This is a genomic window from Pseudarthrobacter sp. J1763 (assembly GCF_050490295.1).
Lineage (GTDB): Bacteria > Actinomycetota > Actinomycetes > Actinomycetales > Micrococcaceae > JBNPEO01.
On sequence record NZ_JBNPEN010000005.1, the window covers coordinates 63,675 to 80,934 of the forward strand.

The 17,260-nt window shown below is 60.1% G+C and carries 15 protein-coding genes and 1 pseudogene; 5 read left to right on the top strand and 11 right to left on the bottom strand.

The window, feature by feature from the left end; genetic code table 11:
- Window positions 1-279: 279 nt before the first annotated feature.
- The 4 genes from ACQQCD_RS06595 (at window position 280) to ACQQCD_RS06610 (ending at window position 3,093) form a co-directional block, all read left to right on the top strand.
- Window positions 280-546 (top strand): hypothetical protein, encoded by a 267-nt coding sequence (locus ACQQCD_RS06595; RefSeq protein ID WP_430267605.1) that lies wholly within the window; start codon window positions 280-282, stop codon window positions 544-546.
- 209 nt (window positions 547-755) lie between these two features.
- A complete protein-coding gene (gene lgt / locus ACQQCD_RS06600; protein ID WP_412884210.1) occupies window positions 756-1,634 on the top strand; it encodes a prolipoprotein diacylglyceryl transferase in 879 nt (292 codons plus the stop codon).
- Between the two features lie 325 nt (window positions 1,635-1,959).
- Complete coding sequence (locus ACQQCD_RS06605) at window positions 1,960-2,178, top strand: recombinase family protein (RefSeq protein WP_430267764.1); 219 nt, start codon at window positions 1,960-1,962, stop codon at window positions 2,176-2,178.
- A gap of 366 nt (window positions 2,179-2,544) precedes the next feature.
- On the top strand, window positions 2,545-3,093 hold the full coding sequence (locus tag ACQQCD_RS06610) for a GrpB family protein (protein WP_430267606.1): 549 nt from the start codon (window positions 2,545-2,547) through the stop codon (window positions 3,091-3,093).
- Between the two features lie 68 nt (window positions 3,094-3,161).
- Here the strand turns inward: ACQQCD_RS06610 and ACQQCD_RS06615 are convergent, their stop codons facing one another.
- The 11 genes and pseudogenes from ACQQCD_RS06615 to ACQQCD_RS06665 form a co-directional block, all read right to left on the bottom strand.
- Window positions 3,162-4,259 (bottom strand): IS110 family transposase, encoded by a 1,098-nt coding sequence (locus ACQQCD_RS06615; RefSeq protein ID WP_412884955.1) that lies wholly within the window; start codon window positions 4,257-4,259, stop codon window positions 3,162-3,164.
- A 302-nt stretch (window positions 4,260-4,561) separates the two neighbouring features.
- Window positions 4,562-5,479: pseudogene (locus ACQQCD_RS06620) on the bottom strand (ISL3 family transposase); the annotation flags it as partial.
- Between the two features lie 110 nt (window positions 5,480-5,589).
- Window positions 5,590-7,929 (bottom strand): TIM-barrel domain-containing protein, encoded by a 2,340-nt coding sequence (locus ACQQCD_RS06625; RefSeq protein WP_430267607.1) that lies wholly within the window; start codon window positions 7,927-7,929, stop codon window positions 5,590-5,592.
- Entirely contained in the window at window positions 7,905-8,165 is a 261-nt protein-coding gene (locus tag ACQQCD_RS06630) for a hypothetical protein (protein WP_430267608.1), read from the bottom strand. Before ACQQCD_RS06630 ends, ACQQCD_RS06625 begins: the two co-directional genes overlap by 25 nt.
- 280 nt (window positions 8,166-8,445) lie before the next feature.
- Window positions 8,446-9,102 (bottom strand): response regulator, encoded by a 657-nt coding sequence (locus ACQQCD_RS06635; RefSeq protein ID WP_430267609.1) that lies wholly within the window; start codon window positions 9,100-9,102, stop codon window positions 8,446-8,448.
- Entirely contained in the window at window positions 9,099-10,418 is a 1,320-nt protein-coding gene (locus ACQQCD_RS06640; RefSeq protein WP_430267610.1) for a sensor histidine kinase, read from the bottom strand. Before ACQQCD_RS06640 ends, ACQQCD_RS06635 begins: the two co-directional genes overlap by 4 nt.
- Window positions 10,419-10,461: 43 nt before the next feature.
- Window positions 10,462-11,967, bottom strand: coding sequence for a phytoene desaturase family protein (locus ACQQCD_RS06645; RefSeq protein WP_430267611.1), 1,506 nt, complete (start codon window positions 11,965-11,967; stop codon window positions 10,462-10,464).
- 33 nt (window positions 11,968-12,000) lie between these two features.
- A complete protein-coding gene (locus ACQQCD_RS06650) occupies window positions 12,001-13,500 on the bottom strand; it encodes a glycosyltransferase family 87 protein (RefSeq protein ID WP_430267612.1) in 1,500 nt (499 codons plus the stop codon).
- Window positions 13,501-13,732: 232 nt separating this feature from the next.
- Window positions 13,733-13,873, bottom strand: a complete 141-nt coding sequence (locus ACQQCD_RS06655; RefSeq protein WP_430267613.1) for a hypothetical protein — start codon at window positions 13,871-13,873, stop codon at window positions 13,733-13,735.
- A gap of 597 nt (window positions 13,874-14,470) precedes the next feature.
- Window positions 14,471-15,055, bottom strand: a complete 585-nt coding sequence (locus ACQQCD_RS06660) for a histidine phosphatase family protein (RefSeq protein WP_430267614.1) — start codon at window positions 15,053-15,055, stop codon at window positions 14,471-14,473.
- Window positions 15,056-16,570, bottom strand: a complete 1,515-nt coding sequence (locus ACQQCD_RS06665; protein WP_430267615.1) for a CCA tRNA nucleotidyltransferase — start codon at window positions 16,568-16,570, stop codon at window positions 15,056-15,058.
- A gap of 115 nt (window positions 16,571-16,685) precedes the next feature.
- On the opposite strand from ACQQCD_RS06665, the gene ACQQCD_RS06670 reads away from it, so the two are divergent.
- Window positions 16,686-17,240, top strand: a complete 555-nt coding sequence (locus ACQQCD_RS06670) for an NUDIX hydrolase (protein ID WP_430267616.1) — start codon at window positions 16,686-16,688, stop codon at window positions 17,238-17,240.
- Window positions 17,241-17,260 lie beyond the last annotated feature (20 nt).

A 17,260-nucleotide genomic window follows, 5' to 3' on the forward strand; every position in this document is an offset into this window, starting at 1 on the left:
CTCAGAGTGGAGTGCAGGAGCCGCTCGCCTTTGCCGCACGAACGATAAGTGGGCACAATTTCTGCTCCGAATGCGAAGCACAGCCACCGGCCTCCGGGCAGCCACAAAAATGCCGTAGTCACCGTCCACTGGAAAGTGGACGGTGCAAAGTACACCACGTAGATTCGCGTGTATCCGATATGCCCTTCGGGGCCGGATGCCCGCCCCCAGGTGCAGGGTGCGGTGGAAGCCACTGAAGCAGTCCGGTGGAAAGAACGCACACGCGCAGAATGAGGCGATATGCCCACCTCACACATCACGCAATTTCTCCTGGAAGCAACAATTCCGGACCAGACTCAGGAACCCCTCGGGTCCGACTGCCTCTACGGGCTCTACACCAGCTGGTGCATTCTGCATCGCATCAGCCCCCTCGAGGCCCGCCACTTCCGCGACGCGCTCCAACACCACGGAGTAGAACCAGGCAAGACTCGACGAAGAATCGCAGGTCCCGCCGCCGCCGACTACATAATCTCCAGCTACCCGCCGTTTTCCAGCAACGCTCTATAACGACCACGTATCGGCACCACGACCGCGCACCGCTCGCCTGATGTCCCCTACCCCGACATCGTCCGCGCCGCCGGCACGTTGGGCGGAGGCCACCGAGCGATGACAGGTTCCGCCGACTGATCAGCACGACAGCGGAGCAATTACCGCCCGGCCGCGCCGAACCATAGGCTTAGACTTCACGTTCCCCGTTCACCATCCGGCAGGATCCCATGGCTGCGCAGGCCCCAACAGAGTCATTCATCCCATCACCGACCGTCAGTGCGTTCCATCTGGGACCGCTGACCATCCACTTCTACGCGCTGTGCATTCTTGCCGGCATCGCACTCGCCCTCTGGCTCGGGTCCCGGCGCTGGCAGCAGCGCGGCGGCCAACCGGGTCAGGTGCTGGACATCTGCCTCTGGGCGATTCCGGCCGGAATCATCGGCGGCCGGATCTACCACGTCATCACCGACCCCGAACTGTATTTCCTCCCCGGTCGGAACCCGTGGAACGCCCTCGCCATCTGGGACGGCGGCCTCGGCATCTGGGGTGCCGTCGCCTTTGGCTGCGCCGGCGCCTGGATCGGCTGCCGCAGGCTGAAGGTCTCCTTCGTCGCTTTCCTGGACGCCGTCGCCCCCGGCGTCCTCTTCGCCCAGGCGCTGGGCCGCTGGGGAAACTGGTTCAACAACGAACTCTACGGCGACCCCAGCACCCTGCCATGGAAGCTCCAGATCCACCAGATGGACCCTGCCTCCGGGATCGCCGCGACGGACGCGTCCGGGGCGCCTGTGGTCTTAGGATTCTTCGAGCCGACGTTCCTGTACGAGTCGTTGTGGTGCGTGATCGCCGGGGGTGCAATCCTATTCCTCGATGCCCGCTTCAGGCTGGGCGCGGGAAGTGTGTTCGCCCTCTACGTGGGCGGTTACTCTGCCGGGCGCTTCGTCTTCGAGTTGATGCGCTCCGACTACGCAAACCTGATCCTGGGTCTGCGAGTGAACACCTGGGTCGCGGCCTTGCTCTTTGCCGCCGGCTCGACATTATTCCTTGCGCTGTTCCGCCGTCCCCGGTCCAGGACCGGGCCGGCGCCCTTCGACCCGGCCTCGGTTTAGGCCGGACCCGGCTCGACCGTAATCTTTTGCGCGCCGGTGCGAATATGGCGATACCCGCAGCAGCGGAAAATGGTCGTGATGATCAGGTCGATAGCGCCCGCCGCGGTGGATCAGCTGGCGGGATCGTACCTGACCTTCGGAGACGTCGGCCAGCCGTTGCGCACCCACACAATTTTGGACACCAGGACTGTCTGGGAAGTAGCTTCTCGCCGTCCGGGCGCAGCTCTCCGGCTGGCGACCATCAACACGTCTGGCGGGTGACTTCTAGCTCGGCGCAAAGTCCACTGACCGTTGTTTCGGGCTCGCCCTGGACATTGAGCGCGGAATTGGTTTTGTCAGCCTCACCGACTCGATCGACACCACCACCGCCTCCGGACGCTGCTTCTTCAACGTGATGGCCTCCCTGGCTCAGATGGAACGCGAGCTCATGGTCGAACGCACCCAGGCGGGCCTCCAGGCAGCGCGCGAACAGGGCCGGGTCGGCGGACGCAAGCGTGTAATGACTGAGGCCAAGATCCGCTCAGCTCGGAAGCTCCTCAGCTAGGGAACGCCGCCCAAGGAAGTTGCTGCCAGCCTCGGGGTCTCGGGGCCCACGCTGTACCGCTGGGTCCGGGCCTCGAACCCTGAAGCAGTTGCAGTCCCGCAGCTCGGTCTTTGGTGCAAACGACTGTTGAAAAAATGCATGACGGTGCAGACGACTTCTGCAACTGACGAACGTAGCGGCGCGTTTCCTGGGCACGGTGATCGACCGGCTTACGGGCGAGTCTGCTGACACGATCCGGCATGCGAGACCTTTGGTGCTGCCCTGTCCGTGACTTGCGAGGTCAGGTCCTCGATCCAGTGCCAATCGGGTCCCAACTGTGGCAACACCTTAGAGGGCCTATCGGGCGCCACCCAAGGCGGCAGCGGCGTGGCCTCAAAGAGTGCAGACACCATCGGGACCAGAATCGGACGGATGGACGACGAACAGCCGGTGACACTTGTGGCGAGCAGATACGAGGAATGGGCGGACCACTATGCCCGGTTCGCCGCGGCGATCCTCGAAGTGCTCCCCGAAGCCCACTGCGAACACATTGGTTCGACTTCCGTGCCCGACCTGCCGGCGAAAGATGTCATAGACGTGATCGTGGGGGTCAAGGTTTCGAGCGTTCAAAATGCAGCCCGGGCGCTGAAAATGGCGGGGTTCGCCCTCGAGGGGATGAAGCCCGGCCATTGCTGGCTCGCGTGGCCAAGCCGCCGCCATCGAGAATCCGTGGTGCACGTCGTCGCATTCGAAGGCACTGAATGGTCTGCACGCATCGCATTCCGCGATCTGCTCAGAGAAGATCCGGCGGCCCGCGCCGAATACTTTGAGGCCAAGAAGATTGCAGCCGACGCAGCCTCGGGCTGGAGTGACTACACGGCTGCCAAATACCCCACCGTCGCGCGCCTTCTAACTCGGACCAATCGAATGCCCTGACGACGCCCAGCGGCAGGTCCCAGGAAGGGGAAATTTGCACGCCGAGGGATCCTTTACCGGACACCACCTCAACCATCTGCCCCTGCAACGCGGGATGGGGCCGGTTCCGCGGTGGCGTAAAGTGCGTTGAGCTGGCGGTAGAGGATACGGGCAATGTAGCGCTTGAGGGATCTGCGGATTTCGCGGTAGCTGCGTCCTTCTTGGGTGCGTTTGGCGACGTAGTCCCGTGTTCCGGGGTCGTGGACCATCCGGGTCATGGTGATGGTGTGCAAAGCCCTGTTCAGGCGCCTGTCACCGCCCCGGTTGAGCCTGTGCCGGACAGTGTTACCGCTTGAGGCCGGCAAGGGATTCACCCCTGCCAGCGAGGCGAAGGCAGCTTCACTGCGGACCCTTCCAGGATGCGACCAAGCTGTCAGGACAGTGGCGACGGTGACAGCCCCAGCCCCCACCATCTCCAACAGCGGCGCCGCCGGGCTGTCTTGGATCAGCTCTGTCATACGCTTCTGATTCGCCGTCAGCTGGGTGGTCACCTCGAGAACGCGGCGCGCCAGCCGGACTGCCTCCTCGCGCGCGATCGACAGTTCGATCTGCTCCTGTCGTTCCCGCCACCTGGTGATCGTGACGATCTGGGCGGGAACCAGAGGTTTACGGGCGTCAATTCCCAGATCGTGTGCCCGGAGTAAGGCGATGAGTGCATTGACGTTCATTGTTCGGTCCCGGGTCAACTGATCCCGGGCTGCGCTCAGGATCCTGAGCCCGGCACGGGCTCCTTCATCCCTGCGCGGAGCACGGAGCTGGGACTCCTCGATGGTCAGGACTGCGGTTCCGATGGCGGCCGCGTCCAGCGGGTCGGACTTGCCGATGCCCCGGCGCCCTCGGGCGTTCATCCGTGGAGCTTCGGCGACGTCATAGCCGGCGTCGGTTACCGCCCTGGCCAGACGTGCCCCATAAGAGCCGATACCCTCAACGGCCCATAGACAGGCGACATCACCGTCTGTCCGTCGGCCGACCCAGGCAAGTGCGCGGGAAATCCCTGCCGGGGTGGTCGGGAACTGCTCGCACGCGACCTGCTGCTTGGTGCTGGCCTCGATGATGGCGTAGGTGTGGGTGCGGGCGTGGCAGTCCACGCCAATGACGAACGGGCGGGTCTGCGCAACGAGAGTCAACGCGGCCACCCTCCTTCCTTTCGAACGGGCACGACTGGTCGCATCACGACCGGCACTGACCTGGGGAAGAGTCACGTCGAGGCAATACTGTGATGAGCCACAACCCCAAAGGGCTGGGCAAGCTTCTAATCAAGCCACCGACGTGGGACAGGTCAACGCCGGCCGCTCCCCCCAGTACGGACAAGTCGGGGGACATGCACCCTCAAAGGGGCAATTGTTTTTTCGAGTCACGCGCCAGGCAGAACGACCGGCATCAACACTGCCAGCTAGTCCCAGACCAGCCACTGCAAGACTCACAGTGTTTTTTGTTTCTCAGTCAGTAGATCTGCACCGGTGTGCAATGTGCGTCGTGCTTTATAGAGCGGGTCGCCAGCACGTCCGCGGTGCCCGCACGTTGCCTGTTGGATGCGTCGGCGGCAGTGGTCCAACGCATCCCCTGCCAGGCGTATGACATGAAAGGGGTCCATGACCGGGACAGCGTCGGGCAGCTCGTCGGCCGCGGCGCTCTTGAAGCCGGAGAACCCATCCATGGCGACGACCTCAACACTGTCTCGCCATGCCTGTGGGCGTCCCTGCAGCCACGTGGCGAAGACTTGTTTCGAACGTCCTTCGACCATGTCCAACAAGCGGGAAGGACCGGTTCCGTCCCTGATCGGTGTGAGGTCAATGATGACGGTGACGTACTTATCCCCGCGCCTAGTATGTCTCCAAACATGCTCGTCAACACCGATGACTTTCACCCCGTCAAAGCGGTGTGGGTCATCGATCAGCACACGTCTTCCTTCGGCGAGAACAGCCTTGTTCGCGGTGTTCCAGGTGACGCCAAGGCCTTCAGCGATCCGGGCCACGGTGAGGTGTTGGCACACGATCCCTTCCAACGCCCAACGCAGCCCTCGACGGGAGAGCTTAGCCCTGGGCTCGGCCGCTTTCGTGGTGTCTTGGCGCCACACATGCCCACAACCGGTGCACTGGTAACGGCGGATACGCACCAGCAACGTGGTGGGTCGCCAACCGAAAGGTTCATGACCCAGTTCGCGCGTCACAGTATCCCGGGAGACGCCCTGGCATCCGCACCTGTGGCACCACTGATCAGGAGCGAGAACACGGCAAGCAAGAACAGCACGATCCGGACGGACATACTGCCCGGTCACCTCGAGTCCGAGGCCATCAAGACGGCAAAAAGTAGTCAGGTCAGGGCATTGAAAGGTAGCGTTGAACACGAGGGCCTTGCTGTAGAAAATTTCGATCTAGACAATCTGATTCTCTACCAAGGCCCTCACCTACACCGAACCAAGTTCCCCGCCCCGGACTTCACACCCGGCAGCGCTGACTACACTCTGGATTCGGAAGAGCCGGTAAAGGTGGTGTCCTGATTCTGGAACACCTGCTTTGCCGTGGTCACGCGCAATTCCGCGGCAGTGTCTTCTTGGTTCTTGCCGCCCAGCGGGCCCGCCTGAAGCAATTGAACGGTGGCGCTGGTGCCGGAAGCAACAGAGCCGGCCTTGACGTAGATGACACCAGCGTTGGACGGGTCAAAGAACCATCCAGTGCTAGCGCCGTCGTACGCTGCTTTGCTGCTGAACTGGCTCAGCTTGGTGCCGCCCACCTTGACCATCTTCGGTGCGGGACCGGCGTGAACTTTCAGTTCGTAGGGCCGGGAGGCCGAGTTGCCCGCGTAATCGCCTTTTCGCTGGCCGATCGTCACGGAGATTGCCCCGTTAGCGTCACCGGGTGCAGAAACGTCAAACTGCTGGCGAGATGCCTTACCGACCTTGTAGGCTCTGGTGACCTTGTCGTCTTCGTAGAGGGTGAAACTGTTGTTCCCCTTGGCGTACACGTCCAGGGTGATCGCAGAGTTTTCCGGAACCAGTGAGGCATTGCGGGCCACAATTCCCTGCGGAACCACTGCGCCAGCCTTCACAAACACTGGCAGCGTATCCAACGGAGCGTTGTATCCATTGAGGACCTGACCGCCCTGATAGACCTTGCCGCTCCAGTAATCCACCCATTGCTCACCGGCTGGCAAGAAAATACCGTTGCGGACCGTGGAATCGGTAAACACAGGCGCCACCAGGAAGTCATCGCCCAACATAAATTGGTTGTTGGCCTCAGCACCGTAGGAGAGCTCCTGCTCCGGGTATTCCAACGGCATGGACCGCATCATCGATACACCCGTGGCGGAGGATTCCTGGGCAAGCGTGTAAATAAACGGCATAAGCTGTTGGCGCAATCGAAGATAATTCCGGTTGATCTTGGTGGCCTCATCGCCGTAAAGCCACGGACGCTTGTCCGTCTGAGCCCAACCAGACATCGAATACAGTGCCGGGGCGAAGGCTTTCCACTGCAAGTCGCGCACATAGGACTCTGCCGAACCACCAAAGATCCCGTCGACGTCACCGGTGGTGAACGCCGAACCAGAGTTCCCGGCACCTGTCAGAGCAGAAACCTGCCAGCGGATGGCGTCCAGGTTTCCTGTGTGGTCGCCGGTCCACTGCATGCCACAACGCTGGGCGCCGGCCCAGCCTTCAACCATAAGTGCCGTTCCACGAGCATCCGAATACTGTTCAATTCCGTCGTGTGCAGACTGGCATCCGGTCAGCGCCTGACGGTACCCCTCGCCAACCCACGCGACATCCAGCTTGCGCATCCGAACCCCTGCCTCACCAACCTCATAAGCCTGGTTGGACAGGGAACGCTGCGTCCACAGGCCCACTTGCAAGCCGGTCTGCTTGTTAATGTCAGCGACGGCTTCTGGCAGTTGCTGGTATTCGCAACCGTAGCCGTCATTGACCAGCATCCATCCTGCGGGCATGTCGTTTTCCACGAACTTCTTGGCCGTTTTGATGGCATCCGGGGTGCGCTGCTTGGCACCGTCCGGATCGCCGAAGCCGGAGGAGGAATAGTCAGGGTTTGAGCGGTTGTAGCAATCTGCGTCGCCGTACTCCAGTGCGTAAACCGGTGGCATCAGCGGGCGGCCCGTGAGCGTGGTATACGCGTTCAGCGACTGCTTGTAATCCCCCACAAAGTAGTACGCGTCAAAACGCTTTTCTCGGTGAGTGGCCGTGGGGTTTGCGCCAAAGTCATAGGAACCCGGGGCGAAGGTGTTCCGCAGAACGCCGTAGCCCTTCGAGGACATGTAGTAGGGAACGGCGTTGGGGTAGCCGTCGTCGTCCCAGTCATAATTGCGTGCCACGTTGATGATGGCGCCCGTGTGGACGGAACGGCCATTCTGCATTCCGCCACCAATGAACTGCTCGCCGTCTTGGTGTTGGAGGTGCTCAGTAGTGGAGTCCTTGCCGAAAGTGATGGCTGAAGACTCGGCGAAAATGAGGGAGCCATCGGCCCGCAGAGCCCGGAAAGTGGCTGTGGCCTTGTTCAGCTCGAGCGTGATTTTTGCTGTTTTGAACACCATAGTTGCGCCGTCGGTCACCGTGGGCGTGGCGCCTGAGAACTTCTCTTTACCAACCACAATGTTGGCGGTGCGGGCGGGATCGCCTTCGTCGGTGTTAGCCGGGTCCGTAAAGGTTCCGCTGGGGTCCGCTTCTACCCGGAAAGTGCTGTCATCCAGGAACGTTATTCGTGCTCCGCCGTGCTCGCCGGTCAGGTTTACAACGTTTTTGTCCTGCGTGAATGCTGTGATCTTCCCTAGTGGTGTCCCGGTGGTGTCCACGGGAACTTCTGGGTAACGGCCTTGATGGGACTGGCCGTTGTGGGTGTTTGCGTAGCTACCTGGCCCTCTGGCGTGGCTTGGGCGGGGTACGCCAATGCGGGGACGGCGCTCAGGAGCAGCGCCGCTCCGGCCACGACTGCGGCTGCACGACGGCGATTCTTCTGGCGCCGCGATACGGAACCTTCTGTTGGGTGGAGTGCTGGTCTGGCTAACGGTCCGAGCTTGCGGATATCCATGGGCACCTCGGGGATAGGTGAGTGATTGTGATTGTTTTGATGTGATTGATCTCACCAATCGTCACAGCCGCAATGGCTGTGGTCAAGAGTCTGTCAAATTTTTATAGGTTCATGACAGGTTGAACATCCCGCTCATTGGTCTCGTTGAGAACGCCGGATAGACGCAGATCCCAAGGGTGTTGGACGTCTCCTAACGCTAGTGTGGGCGACGCCTAGCGCTGCTGTGGGCATACGGCATCGAACGGCCTGAACTCGATGTCAGGCCCCAGGAAAAGTGGGACTAGTTACCGCGGATGATCCTGCGTTGCACCGCTGCCGCAATGGCCGCGGTGCGGTTGTCCACTCCGAGCTTCGAGTAGATATGAACTAGGTGAGTCTTCACTGTGGCCTCTGAAATGAACAGCTTCTTGGCAATGGCCCGGTTAGCCAGACCTGTGGCCAACAACTCCAGAAGTTCAACTTCACGGGCGCTCAATGCCGGCTCCGGGTTGCGGATTCTGCCCATCAGCCGGGCTGCCACCTCAGGCGCCAAAGCCGTCTGCCCGGCAGCAGCGGACACCACGGCCTGCCGGATCTGTTCAGGCGGGGCATCCTTGAGCATGTACCCGCTGGCGCCAGCTTCCACGGCCGCCATAATGTCAGCGTCCGTGTCATAGGTAGTGAGGATCAAAACAGGCGGAGCAGGTGTTCCACCCTCACCGGCACGGATCTTACGGGTAGCCGTGACGCCGTCCATACCGTCACCCATTTGTAGGTCCATCAACACCAAATCCACCGACTCACCCAAAGTGAGCAGCTTGCGCATTGTGGCCAGCGCCTCGGCACCATCGGCTGCTTCAGCCACCACTTCAACGCCCTCAAATTCGCCCAGCATGGCGCGCAGCCCTGCCCGAACCACGGGGTGGTCATCCACCAACATCACGGAAATGCTGTTCATCTGCTCACTTCTTCTGCGTCGGCGGCTGGGCCGCAGTGTTCCTCAGCCGGACCATCCACTAACGGCAGCCGCACGGCGATGACCGTGCCTTCACCGGGTGAGGATTCAACATTCAAAGTACCGCCCAAAGCTTTGGCCCGCTCTCGCAGGCTCGCCAGCCCAACTCCGCTGCCGTCTGCTCGCCGCGCCACCTCTGCGGCCGTCGCCAAGGGATCAAAGCCAGCGCCGTCGTCGAACACGTCCAAGGTCACTTCAGTGTCCAGAAAGGACAAGGTGACAACGGCGGCACTAGCCTTAGCGTGCGTCCACACATTGGCGAGCGAGGCCTGCGCTGCCCGGAGCAAAGTGGTCTGGGATGGGTTGGGTAACTCGATGGGGATGCCCTCAAGCCGGAATCGGCACTCGAGGTCCTTGCCGCGCGCATGGGCCTCTTGCTGAGTCCGCGCGCAGAGCCGTTCAAGGCTATCCACAAGGGAGCGTGCTTGAAGCTGGGGGGATTGGAGGCCGCGGACAAAATTTCGCGCCTCGGCTAGGTTCTCTGACGCAGTACTTTGGACTGTTTGCAGCCTGGCCCGCGCTTGTTCAAGCTCGCCAGCGGCTAGGGAGCTCTCGGCGGAACGGCCCATCAACACGATGCTGGACAGCCCTTGGGCCAAGGTGTCGTGGATTTCCCGAGCTAACCGTTCACGCTCAGCTAAGACACCAGCCGCGTGCTGCGTGCTTGCCAGCTCGGCGCGGGTTCGGCGCAATTCTTCGGCGGCCAGCCGCTGGTTTTCAGCCTCGAGGTAGAGCGCCTGATAGGCCAGCCCGGTCACCACTGCGAACGCCGCACCAAACACCGGTCCCAGCACCATGGGCACGGTAAATCCGCCGCTGTGATTACCCAAAGCCGCAATGGCCAGCAGGGTGCTCGCGGCCACGGCGAGCAGCGCCCATTTGCGTGGCAGAAGATGAAGTTGGAGGAAGAAAATTGGGAAGGCGAGCCACACAAAATCGGCGCTCACCCAGATCAGGGCAAGCCAAAGTCCGCAGACTGCAGTGAGCCACCAGTGTGCGTAGGGGTGGGGATTGAAGGCGCTTTCAACGGCTGTAAATCGCTTCTCAAGGATGGTTCCGGTCAGGTACACGGCGGCCAGAATCACTGCCAGAATCAGCGCTACAACGTCTGTACTGCCGGAGGCGCCAAGGATTTGGCGAACCATGGCAACGGCTAGGAGCACGGCGAATCCTACGTGGAGAGCCACGCGAAGTACTCGCAAGATCACGGCCGAGCCTGTTGCCTGCACTGTTCCCTCTGCACCTCCACCCGTTTCCATGTTTCTACCCTAAGCCCCGTTCTGCTGCCCGATTGACTCGCATTTACGGTTGGTCGCATGGCTGTGCGGAGCCACTATTGGTAGCCAGATTGGGAACTTCGAGCCCAAATATGTCCTTGAGGGCATATTTTGCGGCGTGGAATCCCGGCATGCCTGTGACGCCTGGTCCGGGCGGGGTTGACGCCGAGCAAAGGTAAACGCCTGCCAACGGCGTACGCCACGGAACCAAAGAGATCACCGGGCGTTGAATCAGCCCACGCAGATCCATCAGACCAGCACCAAAGTCGCCGCCCACATAGTTTGAATTGTGGGCCTGGAGCCCTGCCGCTGTCCGCACCTTTGAATGTACGACGACGTCGCGGAAGCCAGGCGCGAAGCGTTCAATTTGCGCTGTGATCACCTCGGTCATGTCCACTGTTGATCCCGCTGGCACGTGGCAATAACTCCAGAGAACGTGTGAGCCTTCTGGCGCCCTGGTGGAATCAAAAGTCGAGGGCTGCGAGATTAGAACGTAGGGCTGTGCTGGGTGTTTGCCGCGAGCAATCTCATTCTCGGCTGCTGCCATCTGGGCGCGAGTGCCGCCCACGTGGACGGTACCGGCGTTAGCGAGGCGTGAATCTTGCCATGGAACTGGGCCATTCAGGATGAAGTCGACCTTGCACGCTCCATTCCCGAACCGGAATATTTCGAGTTGGCGCTCATATTTTGCGTCTAGGCGCCCGTCCGCCATCTTCGCGAAAGCTGGCGGCGCCACATCCAATAGCACCGCTCGGGTATGGCTCAGCTCAGAAAGTGATTCCACCCGGCGCCCAGCGTGGATAACACCGCCGTGGGCCCGAAAGTCTTGGGCCATGGCTTGGGCAATAGACGCTGAGCCGCCCTGAGGAATGGGCCAGCCTGCAGCATGTCCTAGCGCGGCGAGCATCAGACCGGCCCCGGCCGAAGTAAGGCTTGGTTGTTGAGTGTTGGCGTGAGCCGCGGCGCCGGTTAATAACGCCGGAGCTAAGTCTTCACGGAAACCCACGTTCCAGAATCCTGTGCCTTGCCGCAGGGTTGCCGCCGCAAATGCAGCTGCGGTGCTGGGGTCCTTAGGCACACGGATCAGCTGGTTGAGGCTGAGATCCAGAAGACCATCTAGGTGTTCAACTAAGGGGCGCAGCAGCTTCCCGTAGGCAGCGTCATCGATCCCCAAATCAGCGACCGTGCGGTCCAGGGATCGATAAGCCAGAGCAGAATGCCCGGACCCAGCTGGGGAGTCCAAGGGCGTAGCGAAGGAAATATCTGGAGTGAAGAAATCTACTCGCTGGCTCAGCTCAAAAGCTTGAAAGAAGGGGGATGCTACGGCCATTGGATGTACTGCTGAACAAACATCGTGGAAGTGGCCTGGGAGTATTTCTTCGCGGGTTTGTGTGCCACCACCAATTTCTTCCGCGGCTTCAAATAGCTCTACGGACAGACCGGCCCTAGCCAAAGTCACTGCTGCGGCTAGACCGTTAGGCCCCGATCCAACTACAGCGGCATCCGCGGTTGACCTTTCCTTCACGCCCATCCCCTCATGTTGCTATCCATGTGCCTAGCGTTCTCAGCTGTCCTCGGGCCCAGGAACTGCTGCAGCGCGATCGGCCTGCCGGGGGTGCCGCCAGGGGAGAACAGAGTCTTTGAGCTGGGCAAGGTTAATCGCCAGCCAGTCGTTCGTGCCGCTAAACGGACCGCCTTGTGGATCATCCACGTTATGACGCCGGACAACGTCATATTCCGGGAAGTAAATTTCCCAAACCACTCGCACCATCAAATATGCCGTTGCGGCCATATGTAGCAGTACAGCCACCACGTAGTACGGCATGTCGATGTTGTGCTGGGTGGCCCCGCTGCTAGTTGCCTGCCCTAGGTACAACCACACTGCAGCCCAGTGCAGGCCTTCAATTCCTTGCCAGACTAAAAAGGAGCGCCATCTTGGCCGCGCGAGCGCCAGGAGCGGGATCAGCCAGACGACAAACTGAGGGGAGTAGACCTTGTTGGTCAGGATAAAGGCGGCCACAATCAGGAATGCGAGCTGAGCCATTCGTGGCCTGCGCGGCGCGGTGAGCGCTATAAAGGCCACGAGGGCACACGCTGCCACGAACAATATGGTGGCGCCGTTGTTGATCGCCGTTGCCTGAATCTGAGTCCATTGCAGCCGCTCTGCAACAAGGTTGTAGGCAAACCATGGGGAGGAGTACCCGGCGGGACGCTCTTGGGTGAACTCGAAGAAGTACCGCCACCCGCTTGGATTCGCCACAGCAAAGGGGATGTTCACCAGTAGCCAGGTTCCGGCAGTTGCGGCAAAGGTGATGGCGAGGGCTTTGAATCTGCCACTTCGCAGGGCGAGGACTAAAACAGCACCCAAAATAAGCACGGGGTAAACCTTGGTGGCTGCTCCTAGGCCAAAGAAAACACCTGCCCAGATCAGCTTGTTGCGTGAAAAGAAGAACATTCCAACGGCAAGCAGCGCAACGGCCCACATGTCCCAGTTGATGGTTCCGGCCAGAATGATTCCAGGGGCTACGGCCACCATGGCGGCATCCCACGGCCGACGCCGGGCCATCCGCGCCGTTGCTAGGACGGTAACAATCCATACGGCGAAGATGAGTGTTGCGTTGACGTCAAAGTAGGCCAGTGTGCGCTCAGGTGTTGCCCCACTCCCGGGGATAGCTAGTGCCGTGGCGCCGGCAATAAGGCCCATGATCACGGGGTATTCAAAGAGGGATCCAGTGGTGATGAACGGGAACGCTCCGTCACCTATACCGCGGTTGCGGAACAGTTCTGGGAAGTCGGAGTAGCACGTGGCGTAGAACTGCCCGGGGGTCTGCCAGCCGTTGACGCGGCAATAGCCCTTCACTAGGAGTGCCAGGAGTGCGGCAAAGACGGTCAGGAGAATGAGGACTCGTTCGGGTGTGAAGAACCCTGGCGCTAGGATCCCCGGCGCCGTGCGGCGGCCAAGGTCCCCGCCGATTACTTCGGTGAGTTTGCTCATGAGCGAATCGCTTCGGCTGGGCACATCGTACCGGGCACGCCGGGCGTGAGGATTGGGCGTCTCCTGCATGAGGTCGAGCTTACCGGCGAACCTGCCTGCCCATGGCAGTGATCCTGTGGAGCGACTGAAAGTAGCGGTAGCAAGTACTCACTCCGGCACTAAGCGCTCAAAAGTCAGATCCCAGCGTTTAAAGGACGAAGCCCACGCTGTGCAGCGTGGGCTTCGCAGACATCAATTGGCGCAGTGGCGTGATGCGTAGCCATCCGTACCTCCCTGGTTGAAGAGTTGGAATGGTGGTTAATCACCGGAGGACGTTGAGCTTGTACATGGCGACGAAGACGTCTTCACGCTGTTGTTCGATGCTGACCGTGCCGTACTTGGTGCTTTCACGGGGCATGGAACGCTTTAAGTACACGAGCGAGTTGCGGAGTTTCTTTTCCAAGGCTTTCACCTCCTTTTGATTTGTTTTTGGCGCAGTTAGCGCATTCTCTAATTGAATTTAGGCGCAACAAATAGAGCCCCATTCGGATATGCAAATGCAGGGCAATTTAGTCAGGTAAATAGCGGGTAGAGAATTGCGGAGACTTGTGATGTGACTCTGCTGGCGACATTGAGGCAACTGTCAGCCCTCGAAGTCCTCCAAGAGCAGCTGCGGCTATACAGGACGCAGGAACGCCAAGAGAAGCGCCACTAGGTTGGCAGCAAAGAGGGATGTCCGGTGGAGGCTAGTTCACAAGAATGGCGAGAATCCGGGCGCTGGCCCGGCCTTCTACTATCGAACGCCGAGAATTGTGTGATTCGGGCGCTGGGCAGCAAAGAAGGCCGGGTTTCGCGTGGAGTCAAACTTCCATCCGCTAGTCAAAGTAATCATTTTCCCAACCTCCTTTTCTATTCTGCCGCCAATCGGTGATTAGTCGACTGTACGAACGCCTCGGCCCCGGCGAATCGCTCTGGGGCTCATAAATAAATTACCTCATAAATAAGGTTGTTGACTACTAATTAGCCAAACTTTCTTAAAAATATTTTCGAGAGCGACTTTCTACAGTCCCCAACGAACAACTGCCGGAGTCTTTTTGTCCCAACCAAGGGTGCAGACTTTGGCGGTGCCCAGGACAAAGTGCCGTCCTTCTACCGGGGCCAGTTGCAACCAGCGGGCCGTAAGAATTCGGGATAAGTGTCCGTGTGCCACGACCAGGACATTTTCCAGGCCTGAATTGAGAACTCGCTGCACAATTGCGTCCGCACGAGCTGCAACTTCTTCAAGCGTTTCGCCGTTGGGAACACCGCTGGTCCAGATCAAGTAGTCCGCATTGTCCTTACGGATCAGATCAGAACTTACGCCTTCATAGTCGCCGTAGTTCCATTCGACGGCGAGTGGTTCCACCTCGGCGTCAGGGAAGCCTGCCAACTCAGCGGTGCGGCGTGCGCGGCGCAGCGGAGAGGTCAGGACTAGGTCAAAGTCCACTTCATCCAAGACCTTGCGTGCGCTTACGGCCTGTCGCTCGCCCTCGGCGGTGAGCGGAAGGTCCGTGAGGCCGGTGTACTGGCCACTTTTGGACCATTCGGTCTCGCCATGGCGAAGGATCCAGAGCTGGGGGCGTGCCGTGTTGGCGGGGGCGTTCACTTAGTACTCCTGAGTGGTTGGGTTGGTTGGAGAAACAGGGTCGACGCCGGCACTTGCCTCGGGCTGTTGGGCCCACCATTCGTGCAGCTTGGCTTCGGCAATGGCGGGCTCAAGTGGACCATGTTCCATACGTTGATCGAGTAGAAATTTGTAGGCCCGTCCCACGATGGGGCCGGGGGCGAGTCCCAAGAGCTCCATGATTTTTGCGCCGTCTAGATCCGGCCGGACGGCTTCGAGGGATTCACGTTCCTTGAGCGAGACAATCCGTGCTTCTAGGTCATCGTAGGCGAAGGCGAGACGCTCGGCTTTGCGCTGGTTACGGGTTGTGACGTCTGAGCGGGTGAGTCGGTGCAGACGCTCTAGGAGAGGGCCCGCATCAGTGATGTAGCGGCGTACTGCAGAATCGGTCCAGCCTGCCTCTCCGTAGCCGTAGAAGCGCATGTGCAGTTCAACCAGGCGGGCCACGGCTTTGGTGGTCTCGTTATCGAAGCGTAGGGCTTTCATCCGCTTGGCAGTGAGTTTGGCCCCCACCATGTCGTGGTGGCGGAAGCTGACCGCCCCGCCGGCCTCGAATCGGCGCGTGGTTGGCTTGCCGACGTCGTGCATTAGAGCGGCGAAGCGCAAAATAAAGTCCGGCCCCGGCACTGCGCCATCGGCGCCGGTTTCTAAGTCGGCAGCCTGCTCCAGAACCTGCAGCGAATGTTGGTAGACGTCCTTGTGGCGGTGGTGTTCATCGAGTTCCAACCGCAGCGCAGCCACTTCGGGAAGCACGTACTCGGCCAGGCCAGTGTCCACCAGGAGGTCAATCCCCACTCGGGGACGTTTGCCGTTGATGAGTTTGACGAGTTCGTCGCGGACGCGTTCAGCGGAGATGATTTGGATCCGTTGCGCCATATCTGTCATGGCTTTTTTGACGTTCAGGTGAACGTCCACACCTAGTTGTGAGGCAAAGCGTGCGGCGCGCATCATTCGTAGCGGGTCATCTGAGAAGGACGCTTCTGGTGAGGCCGGGGTGGCCAGTTGGGCGGCGGCGAGGTCCCGCACACCACCAAAGGGGTCAACCAGTTCTAACGAGGGCAGGCGCAGGGCCATTGAGTTGATGGTGAAGTCGCGGCGTTGGAGGTCTTCGATCAACGAATCGCCAAAGGCCACCATGGGTTTGCGTGATTCGGGATCGTACGCTTCGGCGCGGTAGGTGGTGATTTCAATCTGGAGACCAGATTTGCGCATGCCGATGGTGCCGAATTCGCGGCCAATTTCCCAGTAGGTATCAGCCCAAGTTTTGATCAGTGGCAAGATCTGTTCGGGCGTGGCATTTGTGGTGAAGTCCATGTCCAAGGAGCTACGGCCCATAAACAGATCGCGGACCGGTCCACCAACTAGAGATAGCTCGAAGCCGGCGGCAACGAATCGTTTGCCCAACTCCAAAACCACCGGGTCGAGGGTGAAATCGACAGTGTGGGAGGCGGCATCGGATACCGTCTGGGAGTCAATCGTGTTCTCTTCGTGCGCCATAGTTTCTTAAGCTTGTCAGATTTCCCGCACCAATGCGCCACAGGCACCCCTCCTGTCCACCCTGAGGTCATGTTCCGGTCATCATCATCGGCCAAAGGTCGTTAGAGTGTTCATCATGGCCCATCCAGTTCCGAGCGCTCCCAATAGGGGGAGTGGCGCACCGTTGCCTTCGGCAATCGGTGCCCATGTGGCGCCCGCTGGACATTCTTTGGCCCATCAATTGCCTACTGTTGAAGAGGTTTCCGCTGGTGGCGTGGTGATCAATATCGCTTCTCCGGCCCTCGAGGTTGCGATCATTGCTCGGCACAATCGTGGCGGCAGACTTGAGTGGTGTTTGCCTAAAGGCCACCCGGAGGGTGTGGAATCCAACGAGGAAGCCGCGGTCAGGGAAATCGCCGAGGAAACCGGTATTGAGGGCAAAATTTTGGCGCCCTTGGGAAGCATCGATTATTGGTTTACGGTCAGTGGCCATCGTGTGCACAAGACCGTGCACCATTATTTGTTGCGGGCCACGGGCGGCGAATTGACCATTGAAAATGATCCTGATCACGAAGCCGTTGATGTGGCGTGGGTTCCCTTAGCCGATCTTGCCAAGAAGTTATCCTTTCCCAACGAGCGCCGAATCGCAGACCTTGCCCGTGAGGTTCTTCCGGAGCATCTTAAGAACTGAGCAGGCGCCTTAACGCTCCT